We start from the raw sequence: 16,936 nt of genomic DNA, 5'->3' as shown, positions 1-16,936 counted from the left end.
GCGACGCGGTAACGCGCCGCCCGTAGCGGCGTCAGCCGCGGGTGGTGCTGCCTTCGAGCTCGCGCATCAGCAGCGCGTAGCGCAGATCGACGTCTTCCGGCACCGGCAGGTAGACCGTGTGACCGTCGCCAGGAGCCACCTCGATGGCTTCGCCGCGCTTGTTCTCCAGCTGCTCCAGGCGCAGGTTGAGGTTGCCCTGCGGCGTCATCAGTTCCAGCCGGTCGCCAACCGCGAAGCGGTTCTTCACCGTCACCTCGGCCAGGCCGTTGCGGCGTTCGCCGGTCAGCTCGCCAACGAACTGCTGACGCTCGGAGAGCGAGAAGCCGCGCTCGTAGTTCTGGTATTCGTCATGCACATGGCGGCGCAGGAAGCCCTCGGTGTAGCCGCGGTGGGCCAGCGACTCGAGGGTGTCCATCAGAGACTTGTCGAACGGCCGACCGGCGAGGGCGTCGTCGATGGCCTTGCGGTAGACCTGCGCAGTGCGCGCCACGTAGTAGTGGCTCTTGGTGCGGCCTTCGATCTTCAGCGAGTGCACGCCCATCTGCACCAGGCGCTCGACGTGCTGCACGGCGCGCAGGTCCTTGGAGTTCATGATGTAGGTGCCGTGCTCGTCCTCGAAGGCGGACATGAATTCGCCTGGACGGCTGCTGTCTTCGAGCAGGAATACCTCATCGGTCGGCGCGCCGATACCGAGAGTTGGGTCGGGGCTGGGAGTTTGTGCCGGCTGCACGACGATCGGCTCGTACTTGTGCACGATGTCGCCGACTTCGTTCTCCTTCGCCTCATGGGTCTTGTACTCCCAGCGGCAGGCGTTGGTGCAGCTGCCCTGGTTGGGGTCGCGCTTGTTGATGTAGCCGGACAGCAGGCAGCGGCCGGAATAGGCCATGCACAGCGCGCCGTGGACGAACACTTCCAGCTCCATGCCCGGCACCTGTTCGCGGATCTCGCCAATCTCCTCCAGCGACAGCTCGCGGGAGAGGATCACGCGGCTGACGCCCTGGCTCTCCCAGAACTTCACCGTCGCCCAGTTCACCGCATTGGCCTGCACCGAGAGGTGGATGGTCTGCTGCGGGAAGTGCTGGCGCACCAGCATGATCAGCCCGGGGTCGGACATGATCAGCGCATCCGGTCCCATCGCCACCACCGGCTCCAGATCCTTGATGAAGGTCTTCAGCTTGGCGTTGTGCGGGGCGATGTTGACCACCACGTAGAACTGCTTGCCCAGTGCATGTGCTTCGTCGATGCCAAGCTTGAGGTTGGCATGGTCGAACTCGTTGTTGCGCACGCGCAGGCTGTAGCGCGGCTGCCCGGCGTACACCGCATCGGCGCCGTAGGCGAAGGCATAGCGCATGGATTTCAGCGTGCCGGCAGGCGACAGCAGCTCGGTGCGGTAGGGGGTGCTCATGGCGCGGGACTCGCAGGAGGGCATCGAAGAAGCGCGGCATTTTACTGCGCTCGGCGGTCGATTGCGCGTCGTCTGCGATATTCGGGGTGAGGCGCAATGGCGCCCCGCCTGAGCGGGGCGCCGAGGATCAGGCGGCGGGCGCTTCCTTGAGCATGGCGTAGAGCCGGTCCTTGAGCTGCAGCTTCTCCTTCTTCAGGGTCTCGACCTCGCTGTCGGTGCCCGGGACGATGTGCGCTTCGATGTTCTTGACCCGCTGATCCAGCTCGTTGTGCTCGTCGAACAGGCGGGCAAAGGTCTTGTTTTCCGCCTTCAGGCGGGTGATCAGGTCGCGGTACTCGGGGAACATGGCAACTCCTGCGGCATGGATGAGCGGGTTGGGCAGATCGGCTCGGGCCGAGCTGCCTCGTGCTTCCATGGTCGTACCGGTGCTTGCCTGTGGTATTGACCCGCGTCATACGCAGTCGGGAAGCCGGACAGCAAAACGCCGGGACGAGCCCGGCGTTTCGGTTTTGCGTCTGGATCAGGCCGCAGCGATCACATCGCCGTGGTTTTCCGGCTCGATCAACGCGCGGTGCAGCGCGGCGATGGCGGCGTCGTAGTCCTCTTCATTGACCACGCACTGCATCTCTACCTGGCGGATCGACTGGTGGATCGCCTGGATGCTGATGCCGGCTTCGGCGAGCGCCGCCACGGTCTTGGCCAGGATACCCTTGACCTTGAGGTCCGAACCGATCGCCGAAACGATGGCCAGGTTGTGCACCGTGACCTCGGCCGCCGGGTACTTCTCCTCGATCAGCCGCGCCGCGCGGTTGATCAGCTTGCGCGAGCCGGAGGCGTAGTAGGTGATGCTGTTGGCATCGGAGTCCTTGTTCACCACGTAGAGCTTGAGCTGCTTGAGCAGCTTGCTGATCTCCATGTCGTGGCTGATGTCGCCGAGCATGTCCTGGTCGAACACCTCGATGCCGAAGACATCCTTGCGTCCGGCGATGATTTCCACGCAGGGCTTCTCGCTCTTGTAGTCCTGGCTGATCAGCGTGCCGCCGTGCTCGGGCTCGAAGGCATTCTTGATGCGCAGCTCGACACCGGCACGGCGCAGGGTCTTGGCCGCGCGCGGGTGGATCGCTTCCATGCCGAGGTTCGACAGCTGGTCGGCGACGTCGTAGTTGGTGCGGCCGATGGTCACCACCTTGTCGGCGCCGACCAGGTTCGGGTCGGCGGAAGAGAGGTGGAATTCCTTGTGGATGATCGCTTCATGGGCGCCGGTGGCGGCGGCGATCTGGGCGAAGGTGATCTCGCTGTAGCCACGGTCGTAGGTGTTCATCAGGCCTTCGGCGCAATGCGTGTAGCCGGTGGCGACCACCAGTTCGCGGCTCAGGTCGAAGCCGGCAAAATGGCTGGCGATCATCTCCTCGAACGGCAGCGGCGCTTCCTGCTGCCAGCCGGTGAGGTCGGCCAGGCGCGCGTTGACGCCGCGCTGCTTGAGTGCCAGCACAGAGTTGAAGGCGCTATGCGCTTCACCGAGGGAGGCGAGCATCTCGCGCACCTTCATCAGGTGCTCGGAGAGCTGGAAGTGGCCGTAGGCGCAGAGCTTCTGCAGGCTGTGCATGCACTCGCTGGCGTCGTCGATGCGCGAATTGATGAATTGGTTGGCAGCGTGCAGCTCATACTCGGAGCTGAACAGCTCGGCGTTCTTCGCCAGCATGCGCTGGCGCACGCCTTCCAGCGCCTCGCGCCAAGCGCCTTCGCTCTGGGCATCGGCAAAACGCTGGTAGACGCCGGGCTCGCCGGTCTTCTTATGTTCCAGCAGCAGATTGGTCATGCCGCTATAGGCCGAGACGACGAAGACGCGCTGGTACAGCGCTGCGCCTTCCCGGCGGCCGATGAAGATGTTGTCGAGGACTTCCTCGAAGCGGCTCATCGACGTGCCGCCGATCTTTTCTACGGTATGCATCTTTTTATTGCGTCCGAATCTGGCAGGCCGTTGATGGGCCCGGCGCGGCTGGCGCACCTGTCGATCAACGAGCTGGAAGTGAGTTCATCCCTGGGCCAATAAGCAATCGGCCAAGCCGGGGGATCGGGCCCGTCATCAGACGCGCCCGATCGCCTCAGAGATACTGTTGCGGCTGAATGTCCAGCGGCTTGAAGTTTTCGCGCTCGGCGACGAAGGCCGGGCGGGGTTTCTGCTCGCAGAACGGCGGCTGCACGGCATTATCCACGTGGTTGTAGACGTAGAACAGATTGCTCCGCGCGCTGGGTGTGATGTTGCCGTTGGAGCCGTGCATGGTGTTGCAATCGAAGAACACCACGCTGCCGGCCGGGCCGGTGGCGCAGTCGATGCCGAAGCGGCTGGCCAACTCGCTCAGGCTGTTCTGGTCGGGCACACCGAACTCCTGCTTGCGTAGGGACTTCTCGTAGTGGTTCTCCGGCGTGGCGCCGACGCAGCGCACGTAGTGCTTGTGCGAGCCGGGCATGAGCATCAGCGGGCCGTTGTGCGGCTCGTTGTCGGTCAGCAGGATCGAGCAGGACAGGCAACGCATGCGCGGCATGCCGTCCTCAATGTGCCAGGTCTCGAAGTCCGAGTGCCAGTAGAACTCCTTGCCGGTGAAGCCGGGCTTGAAGTTCATCCGTGACTGATGCACGTACAGATCACCGCCGAGAATGTAACGGGCGATGCCGGCGGTGCGCTCATCGGCGGCCACGCGGGCGAACAGTTCGTTGTCGCTGTGGATGTCGAACACCGAGCGGACGGCGCCGCTGTCGGGTTCCTTGATGGTCTTGCCGGAGCCGGCGACGGCCGGGTCCTGGCGCATGCGCTCGAGTTCGGCGCGGAATACCGCCACTTCGTCGGCGCTGAATAGGTTGGGGATGACCAGGTAGCCGTCGCGCTCGAAACGCTCGATCAGCTCCGCCGCTATCGGCGCATTCTCCAGGTCGCTGCGGTAGACGACCGGATCCAGGCGTTCCTGCCAGCTGGGCTGGTCTTCCTGGCGCGAGGGATACAGGTCGGCTTGCATAGGGTTCACGCTTACCTCCTTTTCTTGTGATGGTGGGGCGGCTTCATGGCCGCCCCGGTAAACCGGTATCAGACGGTTTCGGCCTCCAGCGGATAGACGCCGCTCTCGTCATGTACTTCCTTGCCGTTGAGCGGCGGGTTGAAGACGCAGGCCATCTTCATGTCCTCGCTACCGCCCCGCAGCAGGTGCTCGTCGTGCTTGTCGAGGATGTACAGCGTGCCGGGTTCGATCTTGTAGATCTTGCCGTCGGCGATGGTCTCGATCTCGCCGTTGCCGCTCATGCAGTACACCGACTCCAGATGATTCTGGTAGTGGATGTGCGTTTCGGTGCCGGCGTAGATGGTGGTGATGTGGAACGAGAAACCCATGTTGTCGTCTTTGAGCAACAGACGGGTGCTGTCCCAGGTGCCGGTCTTGCTGTGGACCTTGCGGTCGGTCTGCTCGCACTCGGCGAGGGTTCTGACGATCATTGCAAATACCTCAGGAAGCTTGGTTTTCGGTCTGCTCGCTCATCACGGCGGCGAAGGCCTTGTCGAGGATGGCGAGTGCGCGGTCGATCTGCTCTTCGCTGATGATCAGCGGGCAGAGACACTTGACCACTTCGCTGTGGGCGCCGCTGGTTTCGATCACCAGGCCGTTCTCGAAGGCGTGACGGCAGACGGCGGAGGCGATATCGCCATCCGGGCAGCTGATGCCGATCATCATCCCGCGGCCCTTGAGGAACAGCGAATCCGGGCCGTGGCGGCGGACGATGCGCTGCATGCCGTCGGCGATGCGCTTGCCCTTGGCCTTCACGCTGTTGGCGAACTCGTCGTTCTGCCAGAAGTGCTCGACGGCTGCGGCAGCAGTGACGAACGCATGGTTGTTGCCGCGGAAGGTGCCGTTGTGCTCGCCCGGCTTCCACTGGTCCAGCTCGGGGCGCAGCAGCACCATGGCGAATGGCAGGCCATAGCCGGACAGCGACTTGGACAGGGTCACGATGTCCGGATGGATGCCCATTTCCTCGAAGCTGAAGAAGGTCCCGGTGCGGCCGCAACCGGCCTGGATGTCATCGACGATCAGCAGCATCTCGTGCTTGCGGCAGAGCTTCTCGAGCTTGCGCATCCACTCGGTCGACGCGGTGTTCAGTCCGCCTTCGCCCTGCACCACCTCGACGATCACCGCGGCGGGCTTGTCGATGCCGCTGGAGGGGTCGGAGAGCAGCTTGTCCATCATGCCGATGGTGTTGGTCTTGTCACCGAAGTAGTTGGCGTACGGCATGCGGCTGACATCGGTGAGGCTGATGCCGGAGCCGCCGCGGTGATGCTGGTTGCCGGTCGCGGCCAGCGCGCCGATGCTGCAGCCGTGGAAGCCGTTGGTGAAGCTGATGATGTTGTTGCGCCCGGTGACCTTGCGCGCCAGCTTCATCGCCGCTTCGACCGCGTTGGTGCCGGTTGGGCCGGTGAACTGCATGCGGTAGTCGCCCATGCCGCGCGGTTCGAGGATCAGGCGGTTGAAGGTTTCGAGGAAACGCTCCTTGGCTGCGGTGTACATGTCCAGGCCATGGGTGATGCCGTCGTTCTGGATGTACTCGAGCAGCGCCTGCTTGAGTACCGGGTGGTTGTGCCCGTAGTTGAGCGTGCCGGCACCGGCGAGGAAGTCGATGTAACGCTTGCCGTCTCTGGTGACCAGTTCGGCACCCTGGGCCTGGTTGAAGACCACGGGGAAGGAACGGCAGTAGCTACGAACCTTGGATTCGTTCAGTTCAAAAGTTTTCATGCGTGCTCCTTGAGCTCTTCTTCTAGATGGGAAACGGTGAATGGGCCGGCGCGGTAGAGCACCTCGTCCTCGTGCTGACCGCCAAAGTGCGCGGCGCGGGAAAACAGCGTGCGCGTGGTGCAGTCGGCACCCAGTCGATCGAATGCCCGCTTGAACAGTGCCTGCGACGCCGCGTTGTCCGGGGAAATGGTGGTTTCCATGAAGCGCACGTCGTGCTCACGGGCCACACGGGCCGTCAGCGCCAGCAGCATGCGCAGGGCCAGGCCCTGACCGCGCATCGAACTATCGACGGCGACCTGCCAGACGAACAGGGTGTCCGGGCGGGCAGGGGGGCGGTAACCCGAGATGAAACCAACCAGTTCGCCTTGGGCGTTCTCTGCGGCGATGGCGGTGTCGGCGAAATCGGAGCACTGCAGCAGGTTGCAGTAGACCGAATTGGTATCGAGGGGCTGGCAGCGCGCCACCAGCTGATGCAGGTTGTAACCGTCGCCGTCGGTTGGGCGACGGAGCACTACGGTAGGGAAACTCAAAACAATGCCTTTGGGGTTGTTGATTGAATTCCTTTTTAGGGTAGGCATATCCGGAGAAGTTTCTCAACCCGAACTTCTGAATATGCGAAGTTAAGAGCGCTGCATATATCGCTCGATCCCGCGTAATTACGGCGATTGCGCCGTGGATGTTTCAGTCTGTTTCATTTCGCCAGGCTGGCGGTGAAGGCTGATAGTTACGGGGAAGTTTCGGGAGTGTCGCGAGAAGTTCGATGGCGGTGGTGCGCAGAAGTTCGCCTTGAGTGGCCATGACGTAGCTGCAAGCGGCATGAATGCTGGCTTTGCTGTGGTTGATCGATGCCCGAATCGTTCGCCATGCACGCGCTGTTGAGCATGGCGTGCTGTGGATAAGTGTGCAGGGAAGAATCAGGCTGAGAATCGACGCGGAAATAGCACTAAATGGCGGCGTGAACTACCGATGATATTTCGATGATGTGACGTCTGTATGTCGGCTCGATCTGGCCACGGCCGAGCTAGTTGCTCGGCGTAGTTGTGGTGGCCGCGATCGATGATTTCAGAAAGTCTGCCGATCCGCTCTATCTCGCGTTATGCGGGGGCTGTGGCGAAGTTGTCGGAAGTTGTGCCAGACAACTTCATTGCCACCAGCGATGACCCTGGCGTTCGATGAATTGATGGGCCTGTTCCGGGCCGTCCTCGCCGGCCGGATAGGGGCGCGGCTTGCGGTAGTAGCTGTGCCAGCCGCGCAGGATCGGATCGACCCAGTTCCAGGCCGCCTCGACCTCGTCACGGCGCATGAACAGCGTGGAGTCGCCTTCGATCACATCCAGCAGCAGCCGCTCGTAGGCTTCCCAGCGACGGGTGCTGCTGAAGGCGTGCGCCAGGTTCAGATCCAGCTCCACCGGTTCCAGCTGCATGCCCTTGCCGGGTGCCTTGGCCATCAGCTGCAGGCTGATGCTTTCTTCCGGCTGCAGGCTGATCACCAGGCGGTTCACTTCACCCTTGCTGAACAGCAGGTGCGGAACCTGTTTGAAGGTGATGATGATCTCCGAGCGCTTGCGCGCCATGCGCTTGCCGGTGCGCAGGTAGAAGGGCACACCAGCCCAGCGCCAGTTGTCGATCTCGGCCTTCACCGCGACGAAGGTTTCGGTGTCGCTGTCGTTGTCGATGTTCGGCTCGAAGTAGTAGGCCTGCACGTCGTGGCCACCGATGCGGCCGGCGCCGTATTGGCCGCGCACGGTCTTGTCCAGCACGTCGTTGCCGGTGATCGGCTTCAGCGCCTCGAGCACCTTCACCTTCTCGCCGCGGATGTGCTTGGCATCGAAACGCACCGGCGCCTCCATTGCCACCAGGCAGAGCAGCTGCAGGAGGTGGTTCTGCAGCATGTCGCGCATCGCGCCAGCGTTGTCGTAGTAGCCGCCGCGGTTCTCCACGCCGAGGGTTTCGGCGACGGTGATCTGCACGTGGTCGATATGCCCGGAGCGCCAGATCGGCTCGAACAGCGCGTTGGCGAAGCGCAGCGCCATGAGGTTCTGCACCGTTTCCTTGCCCAGGTAGTGATCGATCCGGTAGATGCGCGACTCGGGGAACACGGCGCCGATCGATTCGTTGATTTCCAGCGCCGAGTCCAGCGAATGGCCGATCGGCTTTTCCAGCACGATGCGCGCATCGTCACCGGCCAGCCCGGCGCTTTCGAGATTGGCGGCGATGGGTTCGAACAGGTCCGGCGCGGTCGCCAGGTAGTACACCCGCACACGGCCGTCGGCGTGACCGAGGTGATGGGCAAGGCGCACGTAGTCGCCGCGCTGGTTGGCGTCCATGGCGAAATAGTCCAGGCGCTGGGCAAAGGCCTGCCAGGTGTCAGGGCTGAAGTCGCTGCGGGCGACCTGCGCGCGGCAATGCCGCTCGGCCAGGGCTAGGTAGCCGTCGCGGTCGAGCTTTTTGCGCGCCAGGGCGAGTATCCGTACGTCGGCGTGCAGGCGTCCGTCACGGTGCAGGTGGTAGAGCGCCGGAAGCAGTTTGTGCAGCGTCAGGTCACCGGTCCCGCCGAACACGAGCATGTCACAGGATATCGACATCGATTCTCTCCCAGGGCCAAAAAATGGGCGTCGTGGCGAGGCTTGTAGTATAACTACCGCCCCACTACAACCCGCTGACGGCTGAGCGGCGCCGATCGCGCCCGAGCAAAGCCATCAAACGAGAGCATAGCGAGTCCGGAACGTGAATCTGCTGCAGCACATCGCCCAATCCAGAAGCCTGCTACGGAAGTCGGAGCTGAAAGTGGCCGACCATGTCCTGCTCGATCCGGCGTCGGTGATGCACAGCTCCATGGCCGACCTGGCCCACGTGGTCGGCGTCAGCGAACCCACCATTGTGCGCTTCTGCCGCGCCATCGGTTGCCTGGGCTTTCAGGATCTCAAGCTCAAACTGGCGCAGAGCCTGGCGGCTGGCGCCAGCTTCGGTCAGTTCGCCATCAGCGAGAACGATTCGGTGGCCGACTTCGCCTTGAAGATCTTCGACACCACGCTGCACACGCTGATGGAAGTGCGCGAGCGGCTCGACCCCGAAGCGCTGCAGCGCGCCATCGCTGCCATGGCCAAGGCCGAGCGCGTGGAGTTCTACGGTTTCGGCGCATCCGGCGCGGTGGCCACCGACGCCCAGCACAAATTCTTCCGTCTGCTGCTGTCAGCTGCCGCCTATTCCGATCCGCACATGCAGGCCATGTCGGCGGTGACGCTCAAGCCCACCGACGTGGCGATCTGCATCTCGCAGTCCGGGCGCTCCAAGGATCTGCTGATCACCGCCAACGTGGTGCGTGAATCCGGCGCGACGCTCATCACCCTGTGCCCGAGCCAGACGCCGCTGGCCGAGCTGGCCACCATCAACCTGGCAATCGACGTACAGGAAGACACCGAGATCTACACCCCGCTGACCTCGCGTATCGCTCATCTGGTAGTGATCGACGTGTTGGCGATGGGTGTTGCCATGGCCCGTGGACCGAGTCTGGTCAATCACCTCAAGAGCGTGAAGCGCAGCCTGCGCAGCCTTCGCCTGTCGCCGCAGAAGGTCAAGACGCACGACGACTGAGGCGCCGCTGCACCTTCACGGTCGCGTAATCGCCCTGACTTCAGGTTGTCATCCATGACGTCGATGCTGATCTCTCCTTACCTGTTCTGGGAGATCGCCTCATGCTCCGGCACACCGACGACAGCAGCCAGCTCGACAGCAAGTCCCGTCGCAAACAGCAGGATGAGCGGCGCATGCGTTTTCGCCGCGCCATCGAAAGCTATACCGAGCAGCGTCAGCTGCATGCCGAGCTGAACGACTACGCCGATGCGCTGGTGATCAGCTCGCTGCGCTCGTCGTCGGCGAGCCGGCGAAGCGCTCCGCCAGCGCACTGATCTGCGCGCGCTCTTCACGGAGGAAGGCGAAGAACGCCTGGGCCACCGGACTCAGGCGCTTGCCGCGCGAATGCACCACGCACCAGCTGCGATACAGCGGCAATTCCTCGACCGGCAGCTCGCGTAGCAGCCCGTTGGCCAGCTCCAGATGCACCGCATGGCGCGGCAGCAGTGCCAGGCCGAGCCCGGCCACCACGCATTCGCGCAGCGCATCCAGCGAGGCGACCTGGATGGTCTGGGCGAAATGCGCGCGCTTCTGGCGCAGGTAGTCCTCGCCGGCCCGTCGCGTGCCCGAGCCTGGCTCCCGCACCAGCAGGGGATAGTCCGTGAGGTCCTGCAGGGACAGCGTGGCGGCGTTGCACAGCGGATGCTCGGGTGGCGCCACGGCGATAATCGGGTTGTTCAGGAAGGGCATGAACTCCAGGTCCATGTCGGTAGGCACCTGAGACATGATCAGCAGGTCGTCACGGCTCACCGACAGGCGCTTGACCGCCTGGGCATGGTTGACCACCGCCAGTTGCAGGCTGACCTCCGGGTGCAGGCGCTTGAAGGCGGCGAACAGGTGCGGCGTGACGTACTTGGCGCTGGATTCAACCGCCAGGTTGAGCTGGCCCTGCAACGAGCCCTGCAGATCCGAGAGCTGCATGTCGAGGCTGTCCAGGCGACCGAAGATGTCGGTACTGGCGCGCTGTAGCGCTTCGGCCGCATCGGTCAGGTAGAGCTTCTTGCCGAGGTACTCGAAAAGCGGTTGACCGACCAGTTCCTCGAGCTGCCGAATCTGCAAACTGACGGCGGGCTGGGTCAGTGCCATTTCCTCCGCCGCACGGCTATACGAGCGCGTTTCGCACACTGCGCGAAATACCTGAAGCTGGCGCAATGTCATGCGCATCAACGATTTTCGCATCACGTTCTCCGCAATATTATTGAAGCGCAACCCCGTTGCACCGCTGCCAGCGGCGCTGACCGTTCGGCCAGATTAATGGTGCTCAGGGTGTATCTATAAGTAATTACTTATTCTCAAGCAAACAATTATTCATTTTCAGTAATCCCCCCAGCGGGCGTAGGGTGAAACGGCTCGTTGCAAATGCGAGTGATCATGACCCGCACGCGGGTCCCCTGCTCAACGATCCGAGGGAAGACAGCGTGATCAAGAAGCTGCTGATCGCCAACCGCGGAGAAATCGCGGTGCGCATTGTCCGCGCCTGTGCCGAAATGGGTGTCCGCTCGGTGGCGGTATTCTCCGAAGCCGACCGCCACGCGCTGCACGTCAAGCGTGCCGACGAGGCGCATTTCATTGGCGAAGACCCGCTGGCCGGCTACCTGAACCCGCGCAAGCTGGTGAACCTGGCTGTGGAAACCGGCTGCGATGCGCTGCATCCAGGCTATGGATTTCTTTCCGAGAATGCCGAACTGGCGGAGATCTGCGCCGAACGTGGCATCCGCTTCGTAGGCCCCAGCGCTGAAGTCATCCGCCGCATGGGCGACAAGACCGAAGCGCGGCGCAGCATGATCAAGGCCGGCGTGCCGGTCACGCCGGGCACCGAGGGCAACGTCGCCGATCTTGCCGAGGCGCTGCGCGAAGCCGAGCGTATCGGCTATCCGGTGATGCTCAAGGCCACCTCCGGTGGTGGCGGTCGTGGCATTCGCCGCTGCAACTCGCAGGCAGAGCTGGAATCGGCCTTTCCGCGAGTGATTTCCGAAGCGACCAAGGCCTTCGGCAGCGCTGAAGTCTTCCTGGAAAAGTGCATCGTCGAACCCAAGCATATCGAGGCGCAGATCCTCGCCGATTCGTTCGGCAACACCGTGCACCTGTTCGAGCGCGACTGCTCGATCCAGCGCCGCAACCAGAAACTCATCGAGATCGCCCCGAGCCCGCAGCTCACCCCCGAGCAGCGCGCCTATATCGGCGACCTGGCCGTGCGTGCGGCCAAGGCGGTGGGTTACGAGAACGCCGGCACCGTGGAGTTCCTGCTCGCCGATGGCGAGGTGTACTTCATGGAAATGAACACCCGGGTGCAGGTGGAACACACCATCACCGAGGAAATCACCGGGATCGATATCGTCCGCGAGCAGATCCGCATCGCCTCCGGCCAGCCGCTGTCGGTCAAGCAGGAGGACATCCAGTATCGCGGCTTCGCCCTGCAGTTCCGCATCAACGCCGAGGAGCCGCGCAACGACTTCCTGCCCTGCTTCGGCAAGATCACCCGTTATTACGCGCCGGGCGGCCCCGGTGTGCGCACCGACACGGCGATCTATACCGGCTACACCATTCCGCCGTATTACGACTCCATGTGCCTGAAGCTGATCGTCTGGGCGCTGACCTGGGAAGAGGCGCTGGCCCGCGGTTCGCGTGCACTGGACGACATGCGCGTACAGGGCGTGAAGACCACCGCCACCTATTACCAGCAGATTCTCGCCAGTCCGGATTTTCGTAGCGGCCAGTTCAACACCAGCTTCGTCGAGAACCACCCGGAACTGCTGAACTACTCGATCAAACGCAAGCCGGGCGAGTTGGCCCTGGCCATCGCTGCCGCCATCGCCGCCCACGCAGGACTGTGAGGAACGAACCATGACTGCTCAGAAGAAAATCACCGTTACCGACACCATCCTGCGTGACGCCCATCAGTCGCTGCTGGCCACCCGCATGCGCACTGAAGACATGCTGCCGATCTGCGAAAAGCTCGATCGTGTCGGCTACTGGTCGCTGGAAGTCTGGGGCGGCGCCACGTTCGACGCCTGTGTACGCTTCCTCAAGGAAGACCCCTGGGAGCGCCTGCGCCAGCTCAAGGCCGCGCTGCCCAACACCCGCCTGCAGATGCTGTTGCGCGGGCAGAACCTGCTCGGCTACCGCCATTACAGCGATGATGTGGTCGATGCGTTCTGCGCCAAGGCGGCGCAGAACGGCATCGACGTGTTCCGCATCTTCGACGCGATGAACGACGTGCGAAACCTGGAAACCGCGATCAAGGCCGTGAAGAAGACCGGCAAGCACGCCCAGGGCACCATCGCCTATACCACCAGCCCGGTGCATACCGTTGAGTTGTTCGTCGAGCAGGGTCGGGCGATGCGCGACATGGGCGTCGACTCCATCGCCATCAAGGACATGGCCGGCCTGCTCACGCCGTTCGCCACCGGCGAGCTGGTGCGCGCGCTGAAGGCCGAGATCGACCTGCCGGTGTTCATTCACTCCCACGACACGGCTGGCGTCGCCAGCATGTGCCAGTTGAAAGCCATCGAGAACGGCGCCGACCACATCGACACCGCCATTTCCTCCATGGCCTGGGGCACCAGTCATCCCGGCACCGAATCCATGGTTGCCGCGTTGCGTGGCACGCCTTACGACACCGGTCTCGATCTGGAGCTGCTGCAGGAGATCGGCCTGTACTTCTACGCGGTGCGCAAGAAGTACCACCAGTTCGAAAGCGAATTCACCGGCGTCGACACCCGCGTGCAGGTCAACCAGGTGCCGGGCGGGATGATTTCCAACCTGGCCAACCAGCTGAAGGAGCAGGGCGCGCTCAACCGCATGGATGAAGTACTGGCCGAGATCCCTCGCGTGCGCAAGGACCTCGGCTACCCGCCGCTGGTAACCCCGACCTCGCAGATCGTCGGCACCCAGGCGTTCTTCAATGTACTCGCCGGCGAACGCTACAAGACCATTACCAACGAGGTGAAGCTCTACCTGCAGGGCCGCTACGGCAAGGCGCCGGGCACCATCGACGCCAAGCTGCAGCGCCAGGCCATTGGCGGTGAAGAGATCATCGACGTGCGCCCGGCCGACCTGATCAAGCCGGAGCTGGACAAGCTGCGCCAGGAAGTCGGTGCGCTGGCCAAATCCGAAGAAGACGTGCTGACCTACGCCATGTTTCCCGACATCGGCCGCAAGTTCCTCGAGGAGCGTGAGGCCGGTACGCTGGTACCGGAAACACTGCTGCCGATCCCTGACGGCAGCACCGCGACCGCTGCAGGCGGGCAGGGCGTGCCGACCGAGTTCGTCATCGACGTGCATGGCGAAACCTACCGCGTGGATATCACCGGTGTCGGCGTCAAGGGCGAAGGCAAGCGGCACTTCTTCCTTTCCATCGACGGCATGCCGGAAGAGGTGGTGTTCGAGCCATTGAACAACTTCGTCGGTGGCAGCGGCGGCGGTCAGCGCACGCAGGCCAGCGGTCCGGGCGACGTCAGCACCAGCATGCCGGGCAACGTGGTCGACGTGCTGGTCAAGGAAGGCGACGTGGTCAAGGCCGGCCAGGCCGTGCTGATCAGCGAAGCTATGAAGATGGAAACCGAGATTCAGGCGCCCATGAGCGGAACGGTCAAGGCCGTGCATGTCGCCAAAGGTGACCGGGTGAACCCAGGCGATGTCTTGATAGAGATCGAGGGCTGAGTGAAGGGTGGCGTGGCGGTCTGATCACGTCACGCCAGCGTCGTTTCGACTGTTTTGGCCGCGCTGCGCAAGCATGCGCGGCAGCCAGCGGAACGGACGGCGCGGGCAGTGTGTCCCCTTTGGGAGCCCTTGTGGCTCCTTTTTTTCGAGCCAATGTCTGCCAGGGATCGGTCCATTGTCCAAGCTGTGGAGACTGTAGATGGGTATCGACCCAGTAGTGCTGTTCTTCGTGTTCGGCCTGTTTGCGGGCCTGGTGAAGAGCGAGTTGAAGCTGCCGCCGGCGCTCTACGAGACGCTGTCGATCATCCTGCTGCTGGCGATCGGTCTGCACGGTGGTGTGGAACTGGCCGAACAGGCCAGTGCGGCGCTTCTGGGGCAGTCGCTGCTGGTGCTGGGGCTGGGCGTGTTGCTGCCGATCCTGGCCTTCATCCTGCTGCGTGGCCTGCGTTTCGACCGGGTCAACGCGGCGGCGGTGGCGGCGCACTACGGTTCGGTGAGCGCTGGTACCTTCGCCGTCGTGGTGGCCTATCTGGCGGCGCGGGAAATCTTCTTCGAAAGCTACATGCCGCTGTTCGTGGCGATCCTCGAGATTCCGGCGATCCTGGTCGGCATTCTGCTGGCCAAGGGCGTGTCGCGCGATACCGACTGGAAGGAACTGGGCCGCGAGATCTTCCTTGGCAAGAGCATCATGCTGCTGCTTGGTGGCCTGCTGATCGGTGCGATCGCCGGCAAAGAGGCGATCAAACCGCTCGAACCGCTGTACACCAGCATGTTCAAACCGGTGCTGGCGTTCTTCCTGCTGGAGATGGGCCTGATCGCCTCCGGCCAGCTCGGCTCGCTCAAGCGCTACGGCTTCAAGCTCGCTGCCTTTGCGCTGCTGATGCCGCTGATCGGTGCGCTGATCGGCGCCCTGCTGGCGCGCTTCATGGGCCTGTCGCTGGGCGGTACGGCAATGCTCGCCACGCTGGCGGCGAGTGCCTCGTACATCGCGGTGCCGGCGGCGATGCGTCTGGCGGTACCGGAAGCCAATCCGTCGCTGTCGCTGACCGCGTCGCTGGGCATCACCTTTCCGTTCAACATCCTGATCGGCATTCCGCTCTACCTGGCCCTGGCCGAGCGGCTGATCGCCTGGGGGTTCTGAGATGAACGCGCACAATCGTACGCTGCTGACCGTGATCTGCGAGGCAGCGCTGGAACACAAGCTGGAAGCCGACCTGAAAAACCTGGGCGCTCCGGGCTGGACCCTGTCGGACGCCCGTGGCAGCGGCAGCCGCGGGGTGCGCAGCGCCGGCTGGGATACCGACGGCAATATCCGCCTGGAGGTGATCTGCAGCCGCGAGATCGCCGAGCGTATCGCCGAGCACCTGCAGGCGCGCTACTACGAGAACTTCGCCATGGTTTGCTACTTGGCCGAGGTGGAAGTGCTGCGGCCCGAGAAGTTCTGACCGCGCGCTGTGATGCCCCTCGGCCGGCGGGCGTCCACCCTGGACTCAGGACCGATGGAGCCTTCGATGCACGCCCTGCTGCAGGAAATTCTCGACGATGTACGCCCGCTGCTCGGGCAAGGTCGCGTGGCCAGTTACATCCCGGCGCTGGCCGACGTGCCGCCCAACCAGTTGGGTATTGCCGTGTGCAGTGCCGAGGGCGAGATTTTCGAAGCCGGCGACGCGCAGACGCCGTTCTCGATCCAGAGCATTTCGAAAGTGTTCAGCCTGGTGCAGGCCATCGCCCATCGCGGTGAGTCGTTATGGGAGCGGCTAGGCCACGAGCCTTCGGGGCAGCCGTTCAATTCACTGGTGCAGCTCGAGTTCGAACGCGGCCGCCCGCGCAACCCGTTCATCAACGCCGGGGCGCTGGTAATCTGCGACGTCAACCAGTCGCGCTTCGCCACCCCGGAGCTGTCGATGCGTGATTTCGTCCGGCACCTGTCCGGCAACCGGCAGATCGTCTCCGACACCCGCGTCGCCGAATCCGAATATCAGCACCGCGCGCGCAATGCGGCCATGGCTTACCTGATGCAGGCCTTCGGCAACTTCCACAACGATGTCGAAGCGGTATTACGCAGCTATTTTCATCACTGTGCGCTGCGCATGAACTGCGTCGACCTGGCCCGCGCGTTCGCCTTTCTCGCCCGCGATGGTGCCTGTCCGCAAAGCGGCGAGACGGTGCTGGCGCCGCGCCAGACCAAGCAGGTCAACGCGATCATGGCCACCAGCGGGCTGTACGACGAGGCGGGCAACTTCGCCTATCGCGTCGGCCTGCCCGGCAAGAGCGGGGTGGGCGGCGGCATCGTCGCGGTGGTGCCGGGCCGCTTCACCGTCTGCGTCTGGTCGCCGGAGCTCAACGCCGCGGGCAATTCGCTGATCGGCATGGCCGCCCTCGAAGCGCTGTCGCAGCGTATCGGCTGGTCCATCTTCTGACGCGCCGTCGCGGCGGCGCCTACCCTTCGAATTCCTCTGGAGAGA

General features: G+C 63.5%; 16 protein-coding genes. 7 read left to right on the top strand and 9 right to left on the bottom strand.

The features are described from left to right. Nucleotides 1–31 precede the first annotated feature (31 nt). The 8 genes from trhP to zwf all read right to left on the bottom strand — a co-directional run bounded on the left by trhP (nucleotide 32) and on the right by zwf (nucleotide 8,761). A complete protein-coding gene (gene trhP, locus LW136_RS21430) occupies nucleotides 32–1,405 on the bottom strand; it encodes a prephenate-dependent tRNA uridine(34) hydroxylase TrhP (RefSeq protein ID WP_041015393.1) in 1,374 nt (457 codons plus the stop codon). Nucleotides 1,406–1,532: 127 nt separating this feature from the next. Continuing rightward, the gene (locus tag LW136_RS21425) at nucleotides 1,533–1,751 is read right to left on the bottom strand and encodes an HP1242/YdcH family protein (RefSeq protein WP_041015392.1); all 219 of its coding nucleotides are present in this window, start codon (nucleotides 1,749–1,751) and stop codon (nucleotides 1,533–1,535) included. A gap of 174 nt (nucleotides 1,752–1,925) precedes the next feature. Further along, nucleotides 1,926–3,356 (bottom strand): aspartate kinase, encoded by a 1,431-nt coding sequence (locus LW136_RS21420; protein WP_045666733.1) that lies wholly within the window; start codon nucleotides 3,354–3,356, stop codon nucleotides 1,926–1,928. 154 nt (nucleotides 3,357–3,510) lie between these two features. Continuing rightward, nucleotides 3,511–4,419 (bottom strand): ectoine hydroxylase, encoded by a 909-nt coding sequence (gene thpD / locus LW136_RS21415; RefSeq protein ID WP_104098395.1) that lies wholly within the window; start codon nucleotides 4,417–4,419, stop codon nucleotides 3,511–3,513. 68 nt (nucleotides 4,420–4,487) lie between these two features. After that, the gene (locus LW136_RS21410; RefSeq protein ID WP_003297794.1) at nucleotides 4,488–4,889 is read right to left on the bottom strand and encodes an ectoine synthase; all 402 of its coding nucleotides are present in this window, start codon (nucleotides 4,887–4,889) and stop codon (nucleotides 4,488–4,490) included. A 10-nt stretch (nucleotides 4,890–4,899) separates the two neighbouring features. Beyond that, on the bottom strand, nucleotides 4,900–6,177 hold the full coding sequence (gene ectB / locus LW136_RS21405; protein WP_014822041.1) for a diaminobutyrate--2-oxoglutarate transaminase: 1,278 nt from the start codon (nucleotides 6,175–6,177) through the stop codon (nucleotides 4,900–4,902). After that, nucleotides 6,174–6,689: a diaminobutyrate acetyltransferase gene (gene ectA / locus LW136_RS21400; protein ID WP_003297792.1), complete on the bottom strand. Its 516-nt coding sequence runs from the start codon at nucleotides 6,687–6,689 to the stop codon at nucleotides 6,174–6,176. Before ectA ends, ectB begins: the two co-directional genes overlap by 4 nt. A 629-nt stretch (nucleotides 6,690–7,318) precedes the next feature. Then, nucleotides 7,319–8,761: a glucose-6-phosphate dehydrogenase gene (gene zwf / locus LW136_RS21395; protein WP_234174110.1), complete on the bottom strand. Its 1,443-nt coding sequence runs from the start codon at nucleotides 8,759–8,761 to the stop codon at nucleotides 7,319–7,321. A 142-nt stretch (nucleotides 8,762–8,903) separates the two neighbouring features. Between zwf and hexR the strand changes: the two genes are divergently transcribed. Both hexR and LW136_RS21385 read left to right on the top strand, forming a co-directional pair. After that, nucleotides 8,904–9,770, top strand: a complete 867-nt coding sequence (hexR, locus tag LW136_RS21390; RefSeq protein ID WP_014822039.1) for a transcriptional regulator HexR — start codon at nucleotides 8,904–8,906, stop codon at nucleotides 9,768–9,770. Nucleotides 9,771–9,871: 101 nt separating this feature from the next. Further along, complete coding sequence (locus tag LW136_RS21385; protein WP_041754611.1) at nucleotides 9,872–10,084, top strand: PA3496 family putative envelope integrity protein; 213 nt, start codon at nucleotides 9,872–9,874, stop codon at nucleotides 10,082–10,084. Here the strand turns inward: LW136_RS21385 and LW136_RS21380 are convergent. Beyond that, on the bottom strand, nucleotides 10,029–10,988 hold the full coding sequence (locus tag LW136_RS21380; protein WP_272877657.1) for a LysR family transcriptional regulator: 960 nt from the start codon (nucleotides 10,986–10,988) through the stop codon (nucleotides 10,029–10,031). The genes LW136_RS21385 and LW136_RS21380 overlap by 56 nt on opposite strands. A gap of 239 nt (nucleotides 10,989–11,227) precedes the next feature. On the opposite strand from LW136_RS21380, the gene LW136_RS21375 reads away from it, so the two are divergent. The 5 genes from LW136_RS21375 (at nucleotide 11,228) to glsB (ending at nucleotide 16,891) form a co-directional block, all read left to right on the top strand. Further along, nucleotides 11,228–12,643 (top strand): acetyl-CoA carboxylase biotin carboxylase subunit, encoded by a 1,416-nt coding sequence (locus tag LW136_RS21375; protein ID WP_014822037.1) that lies wholly within the window; start codon nucleotides 11,228–11,230, stop codon nucleotides 12,641–12,643. A 10-nt stretch (nucleotides 12,644–12,653) separates the two neighbouring features. After that, nucleotides 12,654–14,471 (top strand): sodium-extruding oxaloacetate decarboxylase subunit alpha, encoded by a 1,818-nt coding sequence (gene oadA, locus LW136_RS21370; protein WP_234174109.1) that lies wholly within the window; start codon nucleotides 12,654–12,656, stop codon nucleotides 14,469–14,471. Nucleotides 14,472–14,670: 199 nt separating this feature from the next. Next, nucleotides 14,671–15,612 (top strand): sodium-dependent bicarbonate transport family permease, encoded by a 942-nt coding sequence (locus LW136_RS21365; RefSeq protein ID WP_042922987.1) that lies wholly within the window; start codon nucleotides 14,671–14,673, stop codon nucleotides 15,610–15,612. A gap of 1 nt (nucleotide 15,613) precedes the next feature. Further along, nucleotides 15,614–15,916: a P-II family nitrogen regulator gene (locus LW136_RS21360; protein WP_014822034.1), complete on the top strand. Its 303-nt coding sequence runs from the start codon at nucleotides 15,614–15,616 to the stop codon at nucleotides 15,914–15,916. Nucleotides 15,917–15,982: 66 nt separating this feature from the next. Beyond that, nucleotides 15,983–16,891 (top strand): glutaminase B, encoded by a 909-nt coding sequence (glsB, locus tag LW136_RS21355; RefSeq protein ID WP_179485131.1) that lies wholly within the window; start codon nucleotides 15,983–15,985, stop codon nucleotides 16,889–16,891. Nucleotides 16,892–16,936 lie beyond the last annotated feature (45 nt).

This window comes from Stutzerimonas kunmingensis (genome assembly GCF_021432085.1).
GTDB lineage: Bacteria > Pseudomonadota > Gammaproteobacteria > Pseudomonadales > Pseudomonadaceae > Stutzerimonas.
Note: the sequence above shows the minus strand (reverse complement) of the source record. Positions and strands in the feature narration are given on the sequence as shown.

Bases quoted from the DNA above. Each gene is read 5' to 3' on its own strand.
- trhP (WP_041015393.1), bottom strand. From the start codon at position 1,405: ATGAGCACCCCCTACCGCACCGAGCTGCTGTCGCCTGCCGGCACGCTG.
- LW136_RS21425 (WP_041015392.1), bottom strand. From the start codon at position 1,751: ATGTTCCCCGAGTACCGCGACCTGATCACCCGCCTGAAGGCGGAAAAC.
- LW136_RS21420 (WP_045666733.1), bottom strand. From the start codon at position 3,356: ATGCATACCGTAGAAAAGATCGGCGGCACGTCGATGAGCCGCTTCGAG.
- thpD (WP_104098395.1), bottom strand. From the start codon at position 4,419: ATGCAAGCCGACCTGTATCCCTCGCGCCAGGAAGACCAGCCCAGCTGG.
- LW136_RS21410 (WP_003297794.1), bottom strand. From the start codon at position 4,889: ATGATCGTCAGAACCCTCGCCGAGTGCGAGCAGACCGACCGCAAGGTC.
- ectB (WP_014822041.1), bottom strand. From the start codon at position 6,177: ATGAAAACTTTTGAACTGAACGAATCCAAGGTTCGTAGCTACTGCCGT.
- zwf (WP_234174110.1), bottom strand. From the start codon at position 8,761: ATGTCGATATCCTGTGACATGCTCGTGTTCGGCGGGACCGGTGACCTG.
- LW136_RS21385 (WP_041754611.1), top strand. From the start codon at position 9,872: ATGCTCCGGCACACCGACGACAGCAGCCAGCTCGACAGCAAGTCCCGT.
- LW136_RS21380 (WP_272877657.1), bottom strand. From the start codon at position 10,988: ATGCGAAAATCGTTGATGCGCATGACATTGCGCCAGCTTCAGGTATTT.
- oadA (WP_234174109.1), top strand. From the start codon at position 12,654: ATGACTGCTCAGAAGAAAATCACCGTTACCGACACCATCCTGCGTGAC.
- LW136_RS21365 (WP_042922987.1), top strand. From the start codon at position 14,671: ATGGGTATCGACCCAGTAGTGCTGTTCTTCGTGTTCGGCCTGTTTGCG.
- LW136_RS21360 (WP_014822034.1), top strand. From the start codon at position 15,614: ATGAACGCGCACAATCGTACGCTGCTGACCGTGATCTGCGAGGCAGCG.
- glsB (WP_179485131.1), top strand. From the start codon at position 15,983: ATGCACGCCCTGCTGCAGGAAATTCTCGACGATGTACGCCCGCTGCTC.